This is a genomic window from Thalassotalea sp. G20_0 (assembly GCF_017744175.1).
Lineage (GTDB): Bacteria > Pseudomonadota > Gammaproteobacteria > Pseudomonadales > Endozoicomonadaceae > Endozoicomonas.
Window position 1 is genome coordinate 53,176 of record NZ_JAGHQV010000013.1, and the last position, 19,890, is coordinate 73,065.

General features: G+C 50.5%; 17 protein-coding genes and 1 pseudogene. 17 read left to right on the forward strand and 1 reads right to left on the reverse strand.

The features are described 5' to 3' along the window. Window positions 1–128: 128 nt before the first annotated feature. From J7438_RS10050 to J7438_RS10060, 3 genes are all read left to right on the forward strand, one after another. Window positions 129–1,367, forward strand: coding sequence for an NAD(P)/FAD-dependent oxidoreductase (locus J7438_RS10050; RefSeq protein ID WP_209276437.1), 1,239 nt, complete (start codon window positions 129–131; stop codon window positions 1,365–1,367). Next, window positions 1,364–2,185, forward strand: a complete 822-nt coding sequence (locus J7438_RS10055; protein ID WP_209276438.1) for an aldo/keto reductase — start codon at window positions 1,364–1,366, stop codon at window positions 2,183–2,185. The genes J7438_RS10050 and J7438_RS10055 overlap by 4 nt, the downstream gene beginning before the upstream one ends. Window positions 2,186–2,403: 218 nt before the next feature. After that, entirely contained in the window at window positions 2,404–3,867 is a 1,464-nt protein-coding gene (locus J7438_RS10060) for a sigma-54 dependent transcriptional regulator (RefSeq protein WP_209276439.1), read from the forward strand. Between the two features lie 24 nt (window positions 3,868–3,891). Here J7438_RS10060 and J7438_RS10065 read toward each other — a convergent pair whose 3' ends face one another. Continuing rightward, entirely contained in the window at window positions 3,892–4,095 is a 204-nt protein-coding gene (locus J7438_RS10065) for a hypothetical protein (RefSeq protein WP_209276440.1), read from the reverse strand. Window positions 4,096–4,454: 359 nt separating this feature from the next. Between J7438_RS10065 and J7438_RS10070 the strand changes: the two genes are divergently transcribed. The 14 genes and pseudogenes from J7438_RS10070 (at window position 4,455) to zipA (ending at window position 19,647) form a co-directional block, all read left to right on the forward strand. Further along, window positions 4,455–5,312, forward strand: coding sequence for a MinD/ParA family ATP-binding protein (locus tag J7438_RS10070; RefSeq protein ID WP_286196515.1), 858 nt, complete (start codon window positions 4,455–4,457; stop codon window positions 5,310–5,312). An 86-nt stretch (window positions 5,313–5,398) separates the two neighbouring features. Beyond that, window positions 5,399–6,052: pseudogene (locus J7438_RS10075) on the forward strand (RNA polymerase sigma factor FliA); the annotation flags it as partial. Between the two features lie 241 nt (window positions 6,053–6,293). After that, a complete protein-coding gene (locus tag J7438_RS10080) occupies window positions 6,294–6,755 on the forward strand; it encodes a rhodanese-like domain-containing protein (protein WP_101745914.1) in 462 nt (153 codons plus the stop codon). A 300-nt stretch (window positions 6,756–7,055) separates the two neighbouring features. Then, entirely contained in the window at window positions 7,056–7,715 is a 660-nt protein-coding gene (ccmA, locus tag J7438_RS10085; protein WP_353620119.1) for a cytochrome c biogenesis heme-transporting ATPase CcmA, read from the forward strand. After that, window positions 7,702–8,400, forward strand: a complete 699-nt coding sequence (gene ccmB / locus J7438_RS10090) for a heme exporter protein CcmB (protein WP_286196510.1) — start codon at window positions 7,702–7,704, stop codon at window positions 8,398–8,400. The genes ccmA and ccmB overlap by 14 nt, the downstream gene beginning before the upstream one ends. A gap of 145 nt (window positions 8,401–8,545) precedes the next feature. Then, window positions 8,546–9,280: a heme ABC transporter permease gene (locus J7438_RS10095; protein ID WP_209276443.1), complete on the forward strand. Its 735-nt coding sequence runs from the start codon at window positions 8,546–8,548 to the stop codon at window positions 9,278–9,280. Further along, window positions 9,280–9,600 carry a heme exporter protein CcmD gene (gene ccmD, locus J7438_RS10100; protein WP_286196511.1) on the forward strand — a complete coding sequence of 107 codons (321 nt, stop codon included), beginning with the start codon at window positions 9,280–9,282 and terminating at the stop codon, window positions 9,598–9,600. The genes J7438_RS10095 and ccmD overlap by 1 nt, the downstream gene beginning before the upstream one ends. Next, window positions 9,597–10,091, forward strand: a complete 495-nt coding sequence (ccmE, locus tag J7438_RS10105; RefSeq protein WP_209201100.1) for a cytochrome c maturation protein CcmE — start codon at window positions 9,597–9,599, stop codon at window positions 10,089–10,091. The genes ccmD and ccmE overlap by 4 nt, the downstream gene beginning before the upstream one ends. Further along, complete coding sequence (locus J7438_RS10110; RefSeq protein WP_209276444.1) at window positions 10,081–12,093, forward strand: heme lyase CcmF/NrfE family subunit; 2,013 nt, start codon at window positions 10,081–10,083, stop codon at window positions 12,091–12,093. The genes ccmE and J7438_RS10110 overlap by 11 nt, the downstream gene beginning before the upstream one ends. After that, a complete protein-coding gene (locus tag J7438_RS10115; protein WP_209201102.1) occupies window positions 12,090–12,668 on the forward strand; it encodes a DsbE family thiol:disulfide interchange protein in 579 nt (192 codons plus the stop codon). The genes J7438_RS10110 and J7438_RS10115 overlap by 4 nt, the downstream gene beginning before the upstream one ends. After that, window positions 12,665–13,207: a cytochrome c-type biogenesis protein gene (locus J7438_RS10120; protein WP_286196512.1), complete on the forward strand. Its 543-nt coding sequence runs from the start codon at window positions 12,665–12,667 to the stop codon at window positions 13,205–13,207. The genes J7438_RS10115 and J7438_RS10120 overlap by 4 nt, the downstream gene beginning before the upstream one ends. Further along, on the forward strand, window positions 13,207–14,382 hold the full coding sequence (ccmI, locus tag J7438_RS10125) for a c-type cytochrome biogenesis protein CcmI (protein WP_209201103.1): 1,176 nt from the start codon (window positions 13,207–13,209) through the stop codon (window positions 14,380–14,382). Before J7438_RS10120 ends, ccmI begins: the two co-directional genes overlap by 1 nt. A 299-nt stretch (window positions 14,383–14,681) precedes the next feature. Continuing rightward, window positions 14,682–18,191: a chromosome segregation protein SMC gene (gene smc / locus J7438_RS10130; RefSeq protein ID WP_209276474.1), complete on the forward strand. Its 3,510-nt coding sequence runs from the start codon at window positions 14,682–14,684 to the stop codon at window positions 18,189–18,191. A 256-nt stretch (window positions 18,192–18,447) separates the two neighbouring features. Continuing rightward, window positions 18,448–19,647 (forward strand): cell division protein ZipA, encoded by a 1,200-nt coding sequence (zipA, locus tag J7438_RS10135; protein WP_209201105.1) that lies wholly within the window; start codon window positions 18,448–18,450, stop codon window positions 19,645–19,647. The last annotated feature ends 243 nt before the right edge of the window (window positions 19,648–19,890 follow it).

Below are 19,890 nucleotides of genomic sequence, written 5' to 3' on the forward strand. Positions count from 1 at the left end.
CACCCTGCCTGTCCTTTAACACAGGCAGGGTGTCAACCTCATTCGATAAAGGACTGGCATGCAGTTATGAGTCCTGCCATGTTATAATTCCAGCTATTTCAAGTCATCCCAGATAGTTGAACTCCCTTATGTCTCAAACTGTAGAAGCCGATGTGGTGGTGATTGGCGGTGGCATCGCTGGTCTCTGGTTATTTCGCACCCTGAATACCCTGGGCTATCGAACCTTGTTGCTGGAGCAGAACGCTCTGGGCGGTGGTCAGACCATAAAATCCCAGGGCATTGTTCATGGTGGTACAAAATACACGTTAACAGGTCAGTTAACCAATGCTTCCCAGGCCATTGCCGGTATGCCGGAGCGCTGGCGTAATGCCCTGGCAGGCAAGGGTGGGGAGGTGGATCCGGATCTCCGTTCGGCCCGCATACTGTCTGAATACCACTATCTCTGGTCGCCGGGTGATATTGGCTCACGAATGACCTCTTTCTTTGCCAGTAAAGCGCTTCGTGGACGGGTTGATGCATTAACCAGTGAGCAGTTTCCGGCCATTTTCAAACATGATGGTTTCCGCGGAAAGGTATATCAGCTCAATGAAATTGTTCTGGATATTGCCACCGTTACCCGTGCTCTGGTCAGTGGCCTTGAAGATAAAACGCTGAAAGTGGACTGGAGCGAGCAGGGTAATGCCCGGTTGTTAACCAATGCCAACGGTGAGATTGATGCTGTTGCCCTGGCGGATAACAATGGTCAGACCACCCTGTTGCAAGCCAAACGGTTTGTGCTGGCTGCGGGTGAAGGCGCTGAGGCGCTATTGAATACCTGGGGTGTCAGTCATCCAAAAATGCAGGTACGTCCCTTGCAGATGGTGATGGTTCGCCATACCCATCCTGAGCCTATTTATGCCCATTGTCTCGGCACAACACCATTGCCGAGAATGACTATTACCAGTCATCCGGATACCGATGGCAAGTGGGTCTGGTATCTCGGCGGAGGCATTGCGGAAGATGGTGTCAAACAGTCTGCAGAGGAATTGATTGCCACGGCGAAAAAAGAGCTGAAAGCGCTGTTGCCCTGGGTAGACCTGAGCCAGGCTGAGTGGGACACCCTGCGGGTCAATCGTGCCGAGCCAAAACAGAGCCGCCTGCTTCGTCCGGATGCGGCTTTTTGTCAGCCGGTGGCCAACGGTATTGTCACCTGGCCGACCAAACTGGCACTGGCTCCCAATCTCTCTGATGAAGTGGTTCGTTTGCTGCAGGAGGATAATATTCGTCCAGCGACGGATGACAGTTTCGCTATGCCTGAAGGATTTTCCCGGCCTGAGATCTGTCCAAACTTCTGGCAAGGGCATTTTGCACAAAGGAAGACATTATGAGCCAGTGCCTTGTTAAAAAGCAGATTATCGGTACTGATCTTGAAGTGTCGCCATTAGGTTTCGGTACCGTTAAGTTTGGTCGGGACCAGGGCGTGAAGTACCCGGAACATTTTACGATTCCTGATGACCGTGAAATGCTGGATCTGCTTACCCTGGCCCATACCCTGGGCATGAATCTGCTGGATACGGCTCCGGCCTATGGCACCAGCGAGGAACGCCTTGGTCAGTTGTTTGCCAGACATAAAGGGCTGCGTGAACAGTGGGTCATCTGCAGTAAGGTTGGTGAAGAGTTTGTCACTGTTGAAAATGGTCGGGGAGAGTCTTATTTTGATTTTTCGGAGCAGCATATCCGCTTCAGTGTCGAGCGAAGCCTGAAGCGTCTGAACACCGATGTGATTGAATTGCTGCTGGTGCATTCCAATGGTGATGATGTCAATATCATTGAGCAGACGGGCTGTCTGGAAGTGCTGGCTGATCTGAAAAAGGAGGGGAAAATCCTCGCTTCGGGTATGTCCACCAAAACGGTTGCCGGTGGCATCCTGGCGCTGAAACATTCCGACGTTGCCATGGTGACCTATAACCTGAACGAACAGGGTGAAAAGCCGGTGTTGGACTACGCGCTGGAACATGGCAAAGGCATCTTTATCAAGAAGGCCCTGGCCAGTGGTCATGCCTGCCTGTCAGGACAGGACCCCGTTCTGGAAAGTATGAAACTGGTGTTTTCACACCCGGCGGTTTCTTCAGCTATTGTTGGCACCATCAATCCTGTTCATATGCGACAGAATGTGGAGGCGTATCTGAAAGTCAGTGGGATTTAAGGCGGTTCGGGAGCTTCTAACTATCTATAGGAGAGGCTCCCATGAATAAAGAATATGGGTTTAAATAATTTTCTTTTATGTTTTTTTGAAATAAAAAACAAACAAAAATTTGACGAAACCACTTTTTGGTTATTTACTGAAATAATAAGAAGTAATTTAATTTCGAAAATTTGTATCTACGCTGTAAAAATTAATCGGATGACAAGGATCGTCGTCTTATGGAAACAGCTGAGCAGGTACTCATCATTGAAGACGCGGAGCAGCGTCGGCATGACTTCAGCACTATTTTGCAGTTTATGGGCTATCACACAGTGGCTATCGGTTCAGCCTACTGGGAAGATGCCGTTAGTGCTTATTCCCCGGAAACCTTCAGTGCCTTATTTCTAGGTGATTTTTTACAGGCAGAAAGCTCCCTGCAGGGAATGCTTTCCAGAGTTCAGGGCTGGTGTGGTGGCGTTCCGGTCATCCGGATTGCGGAGTCACTGCCAGACAATCTGTCGTTAGCGCTTGCCAGGCAAATCATTGCACGGGTTGACTGGCCATGCAGCAAGCCGCAACTTTTATCCAGTTTGCATTATGGTCAGGTCTATCGTGAGCAGTGGCGTCAGGCACACCAGACTGGCTACAACCAGCAGGTACAACTGTTCCGTGGACTGGTTGGCAAGAGTGAGCGTATCCGGAAAGTTAGGGCCGCCATGGCCCAGGTGGCGGATCGGGACGTCAATGTTTTGATCACCGGTGAGTCCGGCACGGGCAAAGAAGTGGTTGCCCGCAATCTTCATGAGCATTCCTATCGCAGAAGTGCGCCATTTGTTCCGGTCAATTGCGGTGCTATCCCCACAGATCTGTTGGAAAGTGAGCTCTTTGGCCATGAAAAGGGTGCTTTCACCGGTGCTGTGACCAGTCGCAAGGGACGGTTTGAACTAGCCCAGGGCGGAACACTGTTTCTTGACGAAATAGGCGATATGCCTCTGCATATGCAGGTCAAGTTGCTCAGGGTTCTGCAGGAGAGGACGTTCGAACGGGTTGGTGGAACAGAGCCCATTGAGGTGGATGTTCGAATTATTGCGGCAACCCATAAAAATCTTGAAGGTATGATCACTGAGGGAAGCTTCAGGGAAGATCTTTATTACCGTTTGAATGTATTTCCCATTGAGATGCCTTCGCTTAAAGAGCGGCCTGAAGATATTCCACTGATGATTAATGAGCTGACCCATAATATGGAGAAGCAGGCCAGGGGATCAATTCGACTCAGTTCCGCAGCAATATTATCGCTTTGTCGGCATGACTGGCCGGGAAATGTCCGGGAAATGGCCAATCTTCTGGAGCGTTTGGCGATTATGTATCCCTATGGGGTTATTGGTGTTCAGGATCTGCCAGAAAGTTTCTGTCATCTCGATTTGATCAGCCAGGAAGATGATGGTGTGGCTGATTTATTTCCGGACAGTATTCAGCCAGCCGGTGCTGCTACTTCGGAAGACCTTGCAGTACTGCCGGTAGGAGGGTTGAACCTGAAGGAGTATCTGACCCGACTGGAAAAGAGTTTGATTCAGCAGGCGCTGAGTGACTGTAATAGCGTTGTTGCCAGGGCAGCAGACAAGTTGCAGATTCGGCGAACGACCCTGGTGGAAAAAATGCGCAAGTATGGTCTGCAGAGATATGAGGATTCTGTGAAAACCTGATATTCAGTGATGCAAAAAAAATGGCTACATATTTTTGTAGCCATTTTTTTTGCTAACAGATTTATTCTCAGATTTACTGAGTTGGTGCTTTCTGGTTTTTGTTTCTGTATTGTTCTGTTGTACTTCGTCTCCCTTCTTCTTGCTGCTCCACTGTTCGATAATTATTGCTGATTGGTTTTCAGGTAATCCTTTATTTGCATATTTAATGAATGCGCTAATCGACTTCATGTCACGATCTGGTTTTTTCCTTCCCTGTTTTGTCGGTCAAATGCTGCCATTTTTGCGTCACTATAAAGTGACACTGTCAAATAACTATCTTTTTAGAAAGTTCAAAAAAGTGTTCAAGATATTTTCAAAACAACCGAAAATTAATCTATGTCAAAAAAATAGCGAAATGAAATTGATGTTGTTTTAGAAAGTCGTTAAAAAACAGGCGGTTGTGTTTTTTTATTTTTCTTTATGCATTCTTTTGGGGTTTGGTAGCTGTTTTTATTTTTCAAATCAAAGTTGGCATGTTCATTGATATGTATATTTTGTCGTTTTTCTATATGCATTTTCTGAGCAATTGAAAAATTAAAGTGAGAACGATGGCGCAAGCAAAGAAAAGAGTGATTGCGGTTTCAGGATGTAAAGGAGGTGTTGGTAAAACCGTAGTTGCAGTAAACCTTGCCCTGGCGATGGCAAAGCTGGGTCAGCGTGTCGTTTTGATGGATGGTAATCTTTCTGTACCAGATGTTGAGTTCACCCTCGGGATGAATGAAGAAGGTTTAAAAGAACAATTGTCGTCTGATTTTATTTTTTCATCTTCTGCTGAAGGTGAGTTCGCTACTTCGAGCTCGGGCCATCAGCAGAAAGGACTGTTGGATGGTCCTTCGGGTGTAAGGGTATTTACACCGGCTGCTCAGGGCGATTGGAAAGACAGTATCCAAATTATTCAGGCAGTAGAGTTGATTCAGGACATGGATGATCTTGCGTCAGATCTGGATACTTTGATTATTGATACGGCTCCGGGCCTGGCCCCGGATAATGTAACTCTCATTCAGGCGGCAACAGAGGTAGTCGTTGTCGTCAGTCAGGAAGACGTGTCTGTTGTTGATGCTGTTCGACAGATAAGGCTTCTGTATCGGGTTTTCAATGTTCACCAGTTTTATATTGTCGTTAATCTGGTGAGCAGTAGAAGAGGCGGTGCTAAACAGTTTGAGAAACTGCAGGAGTATCTGAAAGACGACAAACAGATAGTTTTAAGCTATCTGGGGGCAATTCCACATGATAAGACTGTAAGTGAAGCGATATTACAGCAGTCGCCACTGTTGACTGTCAGTAACGATTGTCGGGCTGCAAGAGCGTTTCACAGAATTGGACATCAGCTAGCAAAATTACCGGTGCCTGAGCCAAAAGGTCGTATAGAATTCTTTTTGCCTGGTAGGATCAAGGAGAGGATCTAAACATGACAGAGACAGCACAGGACGTGCAAACCAAGTCGGCACAAAAAACGACACTGAACATGGAAGAGATGGTGGTAAAACATCGCTCATTGGTAAAAAGAATTGCTAATCATCTCGCCGCAAGAATGCCCGCCAGTGTTCAGATTGATGATCTGGTCCAGTCAGGAATGATTGGGTTGCTTGAAGCAGCTTCAAAATATGATGCATCCAAAGGTGCCAGTTTTGAAACGTTTGCCGGTATTCGAATTCGTGGCGCAATGCTGGACGAAATTCGAAAAGGGGACTGGGGGCCAAGATCAGTATATCGCAACAGTCGTCGTATTACTGAAGCGGTTCAGGTTGTTGAGGCGAAACTGGGAAGAGATGCCCGGGATTCTGAAGTCGCCAAAGAGCTTGATGTGAAAATCGATGAGTATTACACCATTCTGAGTGATTTAAGAGGGTGTCGTCTTTTTAGTTATGAAGAGTTATTTGATAGTGAAGAATCAAGAATGCAGGCTCGCTCAGGAGACAGGGGGCCCTCAGCAGATATTCAGGAAGAAAAATTTAAAACAGCACTGATTGAAGCCATTGATAAACTGCCTGAAAGAGAAAAGCTGGTATTGATGCTTTATTACGATGAAGAGATGAATCTGAAAGAGATCGGTAAAGTGTTAGGGGTCAGTGAATCAAGAGTCAGCCAAATTCATTCTCAGGCTGCACTGCGTTTAAGGTCACGGCTGCAAAACTGGCTGAGTTAACGTCTCAGCCACACCTTTTTTACAGGGCAGTGACAAAATATGGTCAAGCGTCGGGAAACGGGTTGTTTTCTTTTTTGATTTGACAGTGTTCAGTTGAGTTGATCTATTTTCAGAAATATATGCCGGTTATATGCTGCATAGCTTTGAACATTTTATTTTTAGTTTCTTATTGTTCCAAGTGAGTGGGTCTTAGCTCCATATACTTCTTTTATTAAGTTGTTTAATAACGGACCTGCATAATATGAAATGGACTTCTATCTCGGCCGCCATTCTGTTGTCGGCACTCTCCTTTATTCTTCCGGCTCAGGAAGAAGCACCAGAAGAAATTAATGGTGTGATTACCATCAATACCCACCAGGCAAAACGCCTTCATGATATTGGCGCACTCTTTATCGATGTGCGTCCCTATCAACAGTGGCAATATGGACACGTAGACGGATCTCATAGCCTTGATCTTAGGGGTGGGTTTCGTCAGCTGCTGGTTCCGGGGGTTCTGGAAAAAGAGACTCCTATCGTGATCTACGGAAACAGCACATACCATATGAGAGGGGCTATTGGCAGTTATCTGGCCGCATTATGGGGTTATGAACGGGTGTTCTTCCTCAGGGACGGTTATTATTCCTGGTTAGCCTTGGATTATCCGGTGACATTGAAGTCTGATGTCGTGGGTGAGTCCTACACCACAGGGGTTATGGCGCAGTAACCCCGCCTTGATCCTTTCAAATACTTTCCTTCTGTACCCGTTTTCAAATGCCTTCTATCTTCACTTTCTCTAATGGGAGTGAAGATCGGTATGCCCTGAGACCCTCCCGGGCTTCTTCAATGCTTGCATTGAACAGTATTTACCCCCGCAGTCAGTAAAATTTCCTGATATAATCGCCAACCGACGCTATTTAGGGACATCTTGGAAAGCAGGGCCTTTCATTGCTCATGGCTGTGCTGCTTTGCGAATCAGGGTCTCGGCGATACACGCTTTTGGATTCAGGAGTTCGCTTTGCTTAATGTGGTTCAGTTGAGCTGTGAGCGGGACGACAGGCTGCTGTTCAGCAACTTGTCCTTTCAGCTTGGTAGTGGAGAAATACTCCAGATTGAGGGGCGAAACGGTGCAGGTAAAACATCGCTGCTTCGCATTATTGCTGGCTTTTCATCCAGTTTGAGTGGCGATATTTTCTGGAACGACCAGCCGTTATCGACAGTGTATGCTGATTTTCGTCTTGACTGTTTTTTTCTTGGCCATAAACCAGGGCTGAAACTGGATCTGACACCTCTTGAAAACCTTGTCTGGCGAGCCAGGCTGGCCAATACCATGATCAATAGGGAAGTATTGCTCGCTGCCCTTGATCGGGTCCAGCTTGCCGGTTATGAAGATATTCCCTGTAGCCATTTATCCGCCGGGCAGTTAAGGCGGGTGGCGTTTGCCGGGTTGATTGCCAGCCCGGCACGACTCTGGATTCTCGATGAGCCATTCACTGCGATTGATATTGAAGGCGTCTCCTGGCTGGAGAGACTCTTTGATGAGCACACTCATCAGGGAGGTATGGTGCTGGTTACCAGCCATCAACCATTAAATGATCGCCAGGGGAAACTGCGCAAGTTGAATGTGGAGCACTTTGGCGAAGAAAGGAGTGTTGATGGTGAGAGGGGGCAAGATGTCCAGGGTTGACGAGCCATCCATGCGGGGTTTCTCAGCCTGCCTGGCCCTTATTCGCAGGGACCTGACGCTCACGTTCCGGTCACCTGGTCAGGCGATTAATCCCATGGCGTTCTTTCTGATGGTGGCTACTTTATTTCCCCTTGGGATTGCACCGGACCGGGAGGTGTTGTCAGAACTGGCGGCTGGTGTTATCTGGATTGGTGCTCTATTAGCTGTTTTGCTGTCGCTGGACTCATTGTTTAAAAGCGACCAGGACGATGGGGCTTTGGACCAATTACTGATGTCGCCACACCCGCTGCCCTTACTGGTATTGGCCAAGGTGTTCAGTCACTGGTTAACCAGTGGTTTTTGTTTAACACTAATGGCACCATTACTGGCCATTATGTTACATCTGCCATCAGAAGCTTTTTCCCCTCTTATGATGACGCTGTTACTGGGAACACCAGTACTCAGTCTGGCAGGAGCCATCGGTGCTGCATTAACGGTAAAAGTCCAACGCGGCGGCGTGTTGCTGACCCTGCTTTCGTTACCGCTTTACATACCGGTACTGATTTTTGCCACAGGGGCCATTAATGCTGCAATGCAAAACATGCCGTATACCGGCCATATTCTCTGGTTGTCTGTGTTCCTGATACTTGGGGTATGTCTGGCACCGCTGGCGATTGCCGGGGCATTAAGGGTGATTAATGAGTAATGAATATGTTTGATACGGTAAAGAGACTTGTCTTTATTCAGGCAATTTCTTGAAAAGTGAAGAGATTTCCAGCACTCTCTGCCTGCAGAGAATCCCTGCAAAATCAGGTCGCATTGGTGGCGGCCTCAGTAAGTAGAACAAGAGTATGAACTGGACGTTTTTTCATAAGTTGGGTTCTCCCAAGTGGTTTTATGATATCAGTGGTAAGTGGTTGCCCTGGCTTCAGGTGTCATCCCTGGTGCTGATATCGGTGGCGCTTGTCTGGGGGCTGGCGTTTACCCCTCCGGATTACCTGCAGGGCAACAGTTACCGCATCATCTTTATTCATGTACCTGCTTCGTTCCTTGCCCAGTCGATTTATATGATGATGGCAACAGCCGCTGCTGTGACCCTGATCTGGCGAATCAAACTGGCGGATATGGCGCTGAAAGTCATGGCACCTGTCGGGGCTTCCTTCTGCATACTCTCTCTGGTTACCGGAGCCATCTGGGGGCAACCGACCTGGGGGACCTGGTGGGTATGGGATGCACGTCTGACCTCTATGCTCATTCTGCTCTTTCTCTATATCGGTATTATTGCCCTGCGCGGTGCCATCCACACCACAGAGGCTGCCGCAAAAGCCTGCGCCATTCTCAGCCTGGTGGGGGTGGTCAACATCCCGATCATCAAGTTTTCGGTGGACTGGTGGAATACCCTTCATCAGGGTGCCACATTGAAACTGACTGAAAAACCTTCCATGGCCCCGGAAATGCTATGGCCCCTGTTATTGGCCATTCTCGGATTTTATCTGTTTTTTACGATGGTCATGGTGCTTCGTCTACGTATAGAAATTATCAGTCGTGAAAGAAAGACCCGCTGGGTAAAAGAGCTGGTGAGTTGATGTCTATGTATTTTGACAGTTGGAGCGGTTTTCTGGTCATGGAGGGGCACGGTCTCTATGTCTGGAGTGCCTACACGATGGCTTTGGCCGTGATTGCTTACAATCTGATTGCACCGTTTATGGCAAGGCGGCGGATACTCGCACAGATAACTGCACAAGTGAGAAGACAGGAGCGATTGGTTCAAAGAAACGTGATCGTGAATGAGGTCAGAGGTGATAACAACGAGAATCGCTCTGCCAACCCTGAAAACACACAACTAAAACATCGCCCCAGGCGACAGGAAGAAGGCTCTGAGTCTGTAGAGAGGAGTGCTCAATGAATGCAGTTCGCAAACAGAGATTAATACTCGTATTACTGCTGCTGGCAGGCGTTGGGGTGGCAGTGGCTCTGATGTTGTTTGCGCTGCGCGAGAACATTAATCACTACTTTTCACCCGCTCAGATGGCTGCCGGTGAAGCTCCGGTAGGTCAGCGGATGCGCGGTGGTGGCCTGGTTGTTCCGGGTTCCGTTGAGCGTGATACCAAAAGCCTGAAGGTCAGCTTTCGCATCACGGATGGCGGCGGAGAAGTGACGGTGCACTACGAAGGTATTCTGCCCGACCTGTTTGTTGAAGGCTCTGGAGTTGTTGCCCTGGGAACGCTCGGTGATGACGGTATTTTTGCCGCCACGGAGGTCCTGGCCAAGCATGATGAAAACTATATGCCGCCGGAAGTGCAGAAAGCCATTGATGAGGCTCATCCGGGTTACACGAAGCCGACGGTTCAAACCACTGCTCAAAGTGAGCTGAGGAGTCTGCAAGATGGTAGCTGAAGCTGGCCTGCTGGCTCTGATTATTGCCTTGTGCCTGAGTCTTTTACTCAGCATTTTTCCGCTGGTGGGTAGTTACACCGGTAATCTCCGGTTGATGAATCAGGCTCGCTCCCTGTCCTGGGGACTGTTTGCGTTTGTTGGCTTTTCGTTCTTGTGTCTGGTCTGGGCATTTATTACCGACGACTTTTCGGTGGATTACGTCGCCAGACATTCAAACAGCCTGTTGCCTGTACAGTATAAGGTCAGTGCCACCTGGGGAGGACACGAAGGGTCGCTGCTGATGTGGGTGTTGATTCTGGTTGGCTGGATGGCGATGGTGGCTGTCAAGAGTGACCGCCTGCCCCCTGAGTTGTCCGCCCGGGTGCTCTCGGTCATGGGGATGATTACCGTTGGCTTTTTGCTGTTTACTCTTCTGACATCCAACCCGTTTAACCGGATTCTGCCTTTCCCACCAGAAGATGGGGCCGATCTTAATCCTCTTTTGCAGGACTTTGGCCTTATCGTTCACCCTCCCATGCTGTACATGGGTTACGTGGGTTTTGCCGTTGCCTTTGCCTTTGCCATTGCTGCTCTGCTGGGTGGCCAGCTTGACACCGCCTGGGCCCGATGGGCAAGGCCATGGACGACTGTGGCCTGGGTGTTCCTGACCCTGGGGATTTCCCTGGGAAGCTGGTGGGCCTATTACGAGCTTGGCTGGGGTGGCTGGTGGTTCTGGGACCCGGTAGAAAATGCCTCTCTGATGCCCTGGCTGGTGGGAACGGCATTGATGCACTCCCTGGCAGTGACAGAAAAACGCGGTCTGTTCAAGAGCTGGACGTTACTGCTGGCCATTTTTACCTTCTCATTAAGTCTGCTGGGCACGTTCCTGGTTCGCTCCGGCGTGCTCACTTCGGTCCACGCCTTTGCCAATGATCCGGAGCGAGGCGTTTTTATCCTCTTTTATCTGATGATTGTCGTCGGTGCATCACTGACGCTGTTTGCCCTCAGGGCACCTGAGGTACGCAGTCGTATCAGTTTTTCCATGGCATCCAGGGAAACGCTGCTGCTGGTCAATAATATTTTGCTGACCGCCAGTGCCGCGACCGTGCTGCTTGGAACATTATTCCCGCTGCTGCTGGAATCCCTCGATATGGGCATGATTTCGGTAGGGCCTCCTTACTTCAATTTTGTCTTTGTGCCAATGGCCATGTTGCTGGCGTTTGCCCTGGGGTTCGGGGTTCTGCTCAACTGGAAGAACGGTTCGGTCAAATGGTTGGTCAGTCAGACTCGATGGATTTTTCTGATATCCATTCTGGGTGGTTTAGGGTTCAGCCTGTTCTACGGTGACACTTTGGCAAAGAATTTTCTGATCAGTGAAGTGCTGGCCATGGCCCTGGTGCTGTGGATCGTACTCACCATGGTCCGGGATATTCTGAATAAAACCCGAAATACCCGGGCAAAAGCCGGGCTGGTTGATGCGCTAAAACGGTTGAAACCAGCGTATTACGGAATGCATCTGGCGCATCTGGGGCTGGCTGTCACCATTGTTGGTGTCGCCATCACCAGTGGCTACAGCAGCCAGCGTGATTTGCGCATGGCTCCCGGTGAACGGGTAACCCTTGGTGCGTATCAGTTCCGTTTTGATGGTGTCAGTTTGCAGCCCGGCCCTAACTACACATCCAACTATGGGTCTGTCACTATCTACAAAAATGGTCGTCAAATAGCGGTATTGCATCCCGAGAAGCGAGTCTATACCGCGCAGCAAATGCCTATGACCGAGGCTTCTATTGACCCGGGGTTAACCCGTGATATTTACGTTGCCCTGGGTGAACCATTGGGTGATGACGGCAGCTGGGCACTGCGACTGCATATCAAGCCCTTTGTCCGCTGGATCTGGCTGGGTTCCCTGTTTATGGGACTGGGTGGTGTGCTGGCGATCTCAGACCGGCGCTACAGAATGAAAGTTCGTCAGAAAGTGAATGCATTGAGACCACTGGGTAATGAGGGAGTAGCCAGCGCATGAAGCGACGATTGCAACTGTTTTTACCACTGGCAATCTTTCTCGGGCTTTGCCTGATGTTTTATGTGGCGCTGTTCCGGGAAAACCCGGGCGAGCTGCCATCTGCCCTGCTGGATCAGCCTTTGCCAACATTCGAGCTGCCAACGGTGAAAAATCCAGACAGAAAAGTGACCAGAGAGAACCTGCTGGGTGAAGTCGCCCTGATCAATGTCTGGGCTACCTGGTGTCCTGCCTGTCGTGTCGAGCATCCCTATCTGGTGGACCTGGCCAATAAAGGCGTACCCATTTACGGTGTGAACTACAAGGATGACCAGCCTGAAGCCAGAAAGTGGTTGAAGACGCTGCACGACCCTTATCGTTTCAGCATCAATGATAACAGTGGTTCGCTGGGCATTGATCTGGGTGTTTACGGGGCACCGGAAACCTATTTGATCGATCATCAGGGCGTTATCCGTTATAAGCATGTCGGCATTGTTGATGCCAATGTCTGGAAGAATGATCTTGAACCCAGATTCAGGCACTTGCAAAAACAAGTGCTCCAGGCCCACGCAAATAACCGTGAAGGGGAGGCCAAATGATAAAGCGCATAACCTCCCGATTGATCATTGTGCTGTCGACCGTACTGTTTATGGGCACGGCTTATGGTGTGATCGACTCCTATGAGTTTTCGACACCGGAACAGGAGCAGCGTTTTTTCGAGCTGACCAACGAGCTGCGTTGCCCAAAGTGTCAAAACCAGTCCATAGGCGATTCTAATGCGCCCATTGCCCAGGATCTTCGGCGGGAAGTGCACCGGCTGTTAAATGAAGGCGCAGATAACCAGACAGTTATCGATTTTATGCTGGCCCGCTACGGAGACTTTGTACTTTACAAACCCCGTATTGCCGGTGTGAATCTTGTGCTCTGGCTTGGGCCTTTGCTCCTGCTGTTGGCAGGTTTGATAGTGCTTATTGTGGTAGTTCGCAAGCATAAGGCAACTGCTTCGGAATCGGCACCAGCGGCTCCCGATCAACATAACGCAGATAAAGAGTTACTGGACAAAAAGCTGAACAGATTTCTGACAGACTATTTGAGCACACACTCATCAAAAGATAATAAAACGGATGGTAAAGAGTAATGATGGAGTTCTGGTTGATAGCCGCATTGCTGATTGCCATTGCCGTGCTGGTTTCGGTCTGGCCATTGATAAAGCCAGTCGTTTCAGCACCCGGTGAGGATGAGTCTGAAGAGTCTGCAAACGTTGCCAGTTTCCGTGACCAGATGGCAGATCTGGACTGGCAGCTGCAACAGGGGCTGGTGTCAGCGGGAGAAGCGGAAAGGTTGAAACTGGAGTTAAGGCAGAAACTGGCTGATGAGTTGGGTGATGGGCAGCCAGCAAGCCCATACTCTCTGTTGAAGAAGCCGGGGTTTGCCCTGCTGATCGCACTGATTGTACCTGTGTCCACCGTACTCCTCTATTTTAAGCTGGGTGCCACCACTGAGATTGCTGTGGTCAACGCCATGAACAATGGCAACCTCAATGGCGAGCAGGTGGAAACGGTACTTAAAGAGTGGGTGGCCAAGCGGCCGGAGAATAATCAGGCGCTGTTCATGCTGGGCAGCCATTACCTGAGAACAGGCAAGCTGGATGAAGCAGTTAAAACCTACCGGCACCTTGCCAGTATCAGTAATGGCCATCCCCAGGTAACTGCGGAACTGGCGCAGGTGCTGTTTTTAAGCAGTAACAATGTGGTCACACCTGAAATTCGCGAACTCTATCTGCAGACACTGCTGAAAGATAGCCAGAATACCACGGCATTGGGATTGAAGGGGATTGATGCCTTTACCAGGGGTAACTATCAGGACGCCATTGCCGCCTGGCAGCTGGCGTTGACCCATGAAGTGGATCCCGCAGCCCGACAGTCATTGAGTGCGGGTATTAATCAGGCTCGTTCAATGCTCGGTGATACCGTGGTTGCCCTTCGGGTCATGATCGATCTGGCCCCTGAGCTGGGTGAGTTGCCCGATGATGCGCGGGTAGTGGTCTTTGCCCGGCCAGCCGGTGATGCCAAACAGCCTCCGCTGGTGGCTGTGCCACTGAGTGTTGGAGATCTTCCCAGGGAAGTTTTGCTTGATGATAACAGTGCCATGATGATGGGCGGACAGCTGCTGTCATCCATTGAGAGTCTTGATATCACCGCACGGATCAGCCTCACCGGCAATGTAATGTCTCCTGATTATCAGGTGCAGGCAAAAGGAGTGAAAACCACGGCAACTGAGCCAGTCAGGTTGACATTTACGCCAGCGGGTTAAGCGTTTGAACTAAAGAACCGCAAAACAGTCTGAAACTATCAGAAATACTGGAAGTCGCCTTTTTCATTTCGGAAAAGGCGACTTTTCTATTTACTGTGGTAATGTGTAAGATCTGCTTTGAAAGAAATAATCTTTCAAACAAACGATTCGCTATGACAAGGAACCGGAGCCCATGCAACATGCTATGAATGGTGGTTTTACCGGAGCATAAAGCCCCATAGCGTGAACTATTGGTCAGTATTCAGGCTCATACATCCTATACCGAGCCGGGCCCCGACAGTGAAGAGCTAAAGGAAACGATGCGTTTAAAATCCATCAAACTGGCCGGATTCAAATCGTTTGTGGACCCCACAACGGTTCACTTTCCCTCCAATATGTGTGGGGTGGTAGGCCCCAACGGTTGTGGCAAGTCGAATATTATTGATGCGGTTCGCTGGGTAATGGGGGAATCGTCCGCCAAGCATTTGCGTGGCGAGTCCATGACCGACGTTATCTTTAAAGGCTCCAACAGCCGCAAGCCTGCCAATCAGGCGTCTGTGGAGCTGATCTTTGATAATAACGAAGGGCGGGTCACCGGAGAATTTGCCGCTTACCGGGAAATCTCGGTCAAGCGAACGGTTAACTCCGATGCCAAGAACACCTATTTTCTCAACGGCAGTAAGTGTCGCCGTAAAGATATTATGGATATCTTCCTGGGCACCGGTCTTGGACCCAGAAGTTATGCCATTATCAGTCAGGGCATTATCTCCAATCTGATTGAATCCAAACCGGAAGAGCTTCGGGTATTTATCGAAGAAGCGGCCGGTATCTCCCGCTACAAGGAGCGCCGTCGCGAGACGGAAAACCGCATCCGCCGAACCAATGAAAACCTGGAACGACTGACCGATCTGCGGGAAGAGCTGGGGCGTCAGCTTGGCCACCTGCAACGACAGGCTCAGGCGGCGGAAAAGTACAAAGAGTTCAAAGCCGAGGAACGGCTGAAAAAGGCCCAGCTGCAGGCATTGAAATGGCAGACCATTAATACCGGAGCCCAGTCCCAGGAACAGGCCATCCGTGAGTTCGAGGTTCAGCTGGAAGCGGCAATCAGCCAACAGCGTTCAGCGGATGCCGCCATGGAAGATGATCGCGTCCAGCAGATGGAGGTGAGCGATCGTTTTCATGAAGCGCAATCCAGCTATTACGGCACAGGTAATGAAGTCACCCGTATTGAGCAGACTCTGCAGCACCGGGAAGAGCGCGCCAAAGAATTGAGTCGCGACCTTGAACAGGTGGAGCACAGCTGGGAAGAGGCCCGTGAACAGCTGGCGGATGATCAGCAACAGCTGGAGTCTTTCCAGGAAGAACTGATCGAGCTGGAGCCGGAGCTGGCCATGCTGCAGGATCAGGAGGCGGACTCTGGTGATGTCCTGACCCGGGCAGAAGAAGCCATGCAGCGCTGGCAGCAGGAGTGGGATAATTTCAATCAGCGATCCCATGAACCAAAGCGAACCGCTGAAGTTGAGCAGTCCCGCATCAATCATGCCGAGCAGGTGATGGGGCGTTTGCAGGAGCGGGAAGGTCGCCTGAAAGAAGAGTCCGCCGCGCTTGGGGGGGCTGAAGACCAGGAAGAGATGACACTCCTTTCGGAAAAGCTGACCGAGCTGGAGTTAACCGCAGAAACCGTTGAACTGCGTATTGAAGAGTGTGTTGAAGCGGTTGAGCAACAGCGTGATCAGGTGCAGAACCTGACGGCTGAGCTGGAAAGCAACCGGGATGAACTCAGCATGGTGCGAGGGCGTCATGCCTCTCTGGAGGCTTTGCACCAGGCATCACTGCATCAGGATACGGGCACCATTGAGTGGCTTGAGCAATACCAGCTCAATAACCACACTCGTCTGATGGATAAGCTTCAGGTCGATGCGGGCTGGGAACGTTCGGTTGAAACCGTACTGGGCGATAGCCTCCAGGCCGTGTGCCTGGATAGCCTTGATCCGGTGGCTGACGCACTGGGTGCGTTAGAGCAGGGATCGCTGGTACTGCTGGAGGCTGGTTCAGGCCAGCAACACGCGCCTTCGTTAAGTGAGTTGCCACTGCTGGCAGACAAAGTGATCAGCGGTCAGGAAGCTCTGCCCCTATTGGCTGGAATCTATGCCGCAGATTCACTGGAAACGGCGCTTTCCCTGCGCGCAAAACTCCAGGCTGGCGAATCGATCATTACACCAGATGGTATTTGGCTCTCTTCCGGCTGGTTGCGGGTTAACCGGGGTGTTGATAATAATGCCGGTGTTCTGGAGCGCCAGAAAGAAATGGACGCTCTGGGTGACAAGCTCACGACTCTGGAAGAAAGCAGCCTGCTATTGAAAGAACAGCTGGAAGGCGCAAGGGCAAAGCTCGAACAGCATGAGACTCAAAGAGAACAGCTGCAAAAGCAACTGTCCGAACTCAACCGGAACCAGGGTGAGGTGCGGGCAGATCTTGGTGCCCGAAAGGTCCGGTTAGAACAGTTTTCCGAGCGCCGTCGACGGCTTGAACAGGAGCTGCAGGAAGTCAGGGAGCAGTATGGGTTGGAGCAGGAAGTGATTGGCGAGTCCCGCATGCGCCTGCAGGAAGCACTGGATCATATGGAAGAAGACATTGGTCGCCGGGAAGCGATGCAGGAGCAGCGTGAGAAGCTTCAGGCCCGTCTCGAAGAAGTACGTCATCAGGCCCGTTTTGATCAAGAGCGGGCCCATCAACTGGCCCTTCGCCAGCAATCCATCAATACCCAGATAGGCTCTCTGAAAGCAGCCATTGAGCGTTTGAGTCAGCAGTCTACCAAGCTCCGGGAGCGACGGGAGTTTCTCCGGGAGTCCATGTCTGAATCCAACTCACCAGAGGGGGATCTGCGGGAGCAACTGGAGGAAATGCTGGCCAGACGTCTTGAGCAGGAAGAGACGATGCAGCAGGCCCGGATGGCGCTTGAAGAAGTGGAGCAGCGGATTCGTGCTGGCGAGAAGGTTCGCCACAGTGCTGAGCAGCAGGCACAGAAAATACGCGAACAGTTGGAAAAGCTGAGGATGGACTGGCAAGGGATGCAGGTTCGTCGAACGACACTGGCTGAACAGCTGAAAGAAGATCAGTTTGATCTGGCAACGGTACTTGAGAACCTTCCGGATGATGCATCTGAACAGCAGTGGGAGCAGGAACTGGAACGGATCGCCGCACGCATTGAGCGTCTGGGGGCCATTAACCTGGCGGCTATTGAGGAGTACGAAACCCAGTCAGAGCGCAAGCAGTATCTGGATGCCCAGAACGATGACCTGGTGTCAGCCCTGAATACCCTGGAGAATGCTATTCGCAAGATCGACAAGGAGACCCGTCAACGGTTCAAGATGACGTTCGATAAGGTCAATGCCGGTCTCCAGGAATTGTTCCCCCGGGTATTTGGCGGTGGTCAGGCCTATCTGGCTTTAACCGGAGAAGACCTGCTGGATACCGGAGTGGCTATAATGGCTCAGCCGCCGGGCAAGAAAAACAGTACGATCCACCTGCTTTCCGGTGGTGAAAAGGCGCTGACGGCTATTGCCCTGGTATTTGCCATCTTCCAGTTGAATCCGTCACCCTTCTGTATGCTGGATGAGGTGGACGCCCCTCTGGACGATGCCAACGTTGGGCGGTATGCCAAAATGGTCTCTGAGATGAGTGATAAAGTGCAGTTTGTGTACATCACTCACAACAAAATCGCCATGCAGGCCGCCAGTCAGCTGGTGGGTGTCACCATGCACGAGCCGGGTGTATCCAGACCGGTGTCGGTGGATATTGAGCAGGCGGCGGCGATGGCTGAGTTGTAACTATCCGGTATGCTTAAGAGTTGGATAAATAAGCTATGACATTGACAATACGCAGTTTATAAAGCACGTAAAGTAAACGTTCATGGCTTAATTTGTTATTTTTTTATTGTAATATTGCAACGTTGGTCGATTGCAGAAGTAATTAATGCAGATGTGATAAATGACGGTGGTCTATTTTTCATTGTCATCAAGTGTTATCACAGGGAAGCAGACTGCAATTCGGGCGTTGTTTCAAGGTCTACAGGGCAGCAAGGACATGAGTTTGCGAGATTGGCTGATACTCATAGGAATACTGGTAATCATCGGCGTGTTGGCCGACGGTTATCGCAGGATGCGATTGGCCAGAAAAAGGTCATCGGAAATCAGCTTTGGTCTGGAGGAAGTCAAAGGCTATGACGATGATTTTTCCAGTGAACTGCCCAATGGCGGTGCCCGGCCCAGTGCGCATAAAGAAAGCACTCTGAAAGAGAGCTTTCTGAAAGAAGGGTTTACCAAAAAAGAGTCTGCCAGACCCCGTGTTGAACCCGGGTTTTCGGGGGGGGACTATTTCGATGACTATCCAGAAGAGGGTATCGAAGAACCGCCCGTGTACCCTGAATCCTTGAGACAGCGCCATCGTCACCCTGAAGAGGCTGAACGACATGCAGAGCAAAGCGACGCAGGGGAAAAAGCGAGAGTTCAAAGAGCGCTTGATCTGGATGAGCCTGTTCCGGTGCTGATGAATCTGGATGAGTCACAGCAACCCTCAAGAAGTAAACGTCTGTCGTCTTCTGAGGATCATTTGCAGTCTGGCGGCTTTTCAAGGGCAGCAGGCGCTGACCGATCCGTTCGCTCCCGTGAAACGTCCAGATTGGATGCTGGGCCGGAAGAGTTTGTTGGTCAGCCACGAGCGGCAACCAGTCAGGGCAAGGCACCGATTCAGGAACGTGACGTTTCGGCCAGAGAGAGCTCCAACCCACAGAAAGAACTCAACCTGGGGGGGCGTGAGAAGGCAGAGAAGTTACAAGAGCGCCCGCCCGCCAGTGAAGTGATTGTGATCAATGTGCTGGCCAAAGGCGGTGGTGTTTTTGCCGGTGACCAGCTGATGCAGTCCATGCTGGCATCCGGCATGCGCTTTGGTGATATGTCGATCTTCCATCGATATACCAATGCCGATGATACCGGAAAAATTCTGTTCAGCATGGCCAACGGCGTAAAGCCGGGTACCTTTACCATTGATAATCTGGAAGCCACCGAGACACCGGCTTTGAGTCTGTTTATGAGTCTGCCGGGGCCGGAAAAACCCATGCAGGCCTTTGCCCTGATGGAAGAGACGGCCCGTCGTCTTGCCCTTGATCTGGGCGGTGAGCTGAAAGATGAACAGTTCAGCGTGATGACTCAGCAGACCCTTGAACACTGTCGTCAGCGTATTCGTGAATATGAGCGCAAGCAGCTGGCGAAACAGCCGGTGCATTGATATTCCTGCTGGCCTAGGAGGCTGACCGAGAATAGACTGCCCTACTGCGGTGGCAGCAAATTGGTCTAAAAAGTCGGAAATTTTTAGCAAATAGAACCACTATTCACTAAAAATTTCCGACTTTTTATCCTCAATTTTCTGCCATCCTCGCTACGGGCGCTATTCTCGGACAGCCTCCTAGCCATTGCTATCTAATGTTTTCTTCAGCGGGTTCTCAGGCAGAGAACCCGCTGGCCTTTGATA

Coding starts and splice junctions, on each gene's coding strand:
- J7438_RS10080 (WP_101745914.1), top strand. CDS start 6,294: ATGAAATGGACTTCTATCTCGGCCGCCATTCTGTTGTCGGCACTCTCC.
- ccmB (WP_286196510.1), top strand. CDS start 7,702: ATGTCCAGGGTTGACGAGCCATCCATGCGGGGTTTCTCAGCCTGCCTG.
- ccmD (WP_286196511.1), top strand. CDS start 9,280: ATGTCTATGTATTTTGACAGTTGGAGCGGTTTTCTGGTCATGGAGGGG.
- J7438_RS10115 (WP_209201102.1), top strand. CDS start 12,090: ATGAAGCGACGATTGCAACTGTTTTTACCACTGGCAATCTTTCTCGGG.
- J7438_RS10110 (WP_209276444.1), top strand. CDS start 10,081: ATGGTAGCTGAAGCTGGCCTGCTGGCTCTGATTATTGCCTTGTGCCTG.
- J7438_RS10120 (WP_286196512.1), top strand. CDS start 12,665: ATGATAAAGCGCATAACCTCCCGATTGATCATTGTGCTGTCGACCGTA.
- ccmI (WP_209201103.1), top strand. CDS start 13,207: ATGATGGAGTTCTGGTTGATAGCCGCATTGCTGATTGCCATTGCCGTG.
- J7438_RS10065 (WP_209276440.1), bottom strand. CDS start 4,095: ATGAAGTCGATTAGCGCATTCATTAAATATGCAAATAAAGGATTACCT.
- ccmE (WP_209201100.1), top strand. CDS start 9,597: ATGAATGCAGTTCGCAAACAGAGATTAATACTCGTATTACTGCTGCTG.
- J7438_RS10055 (WP_209276438.1), top strand. CDS start 1,364: ATGAGCCAGTGCCTTGTTAAAAAGCAGATTATCGGTACTGATCTTGAA.
- J7438_RS10050 (WP_209276437.1), top strand. CDS start 129: ATGTCTCAAACTGTAGAAGCCGATGTGGTGGTGATTGGCGGTGGCATC.
- J7438_RS10095 (WP_209276443.1), top strand. CDS start 8,546: ATGAACTGGACGTTTTTTCATAAGTTGGGTTCTCCCAAGTGGTTTTAT.
- zipA (WP_209201105.1), top strand. CDS start 18,448: ATGAGTTTGCGAGATTGGCTGATACTCATAGGAATACTGGTAATCATC.
- J7438_RS10060 (WP_209276439.1), top strand. CDS start 2,404: ATGGAAACAGCTGAGCAGGTACTCATCATTGAAGACGCGGAGCAGCGT.
- J7438_RS10070 (WP_286196515.1), top strand. CDS start 4,455: ATGGCGCAAGCAAAGAAAAGAGTGATTGCGGTTTCAGGATGTAAAGGA.
- smc (WP_209276474.1), top strand. CDS start 14,682: ATGCGTTTAAAATCCATCAAACTGGCCGGATTCAAATCGTTTGTGGAC.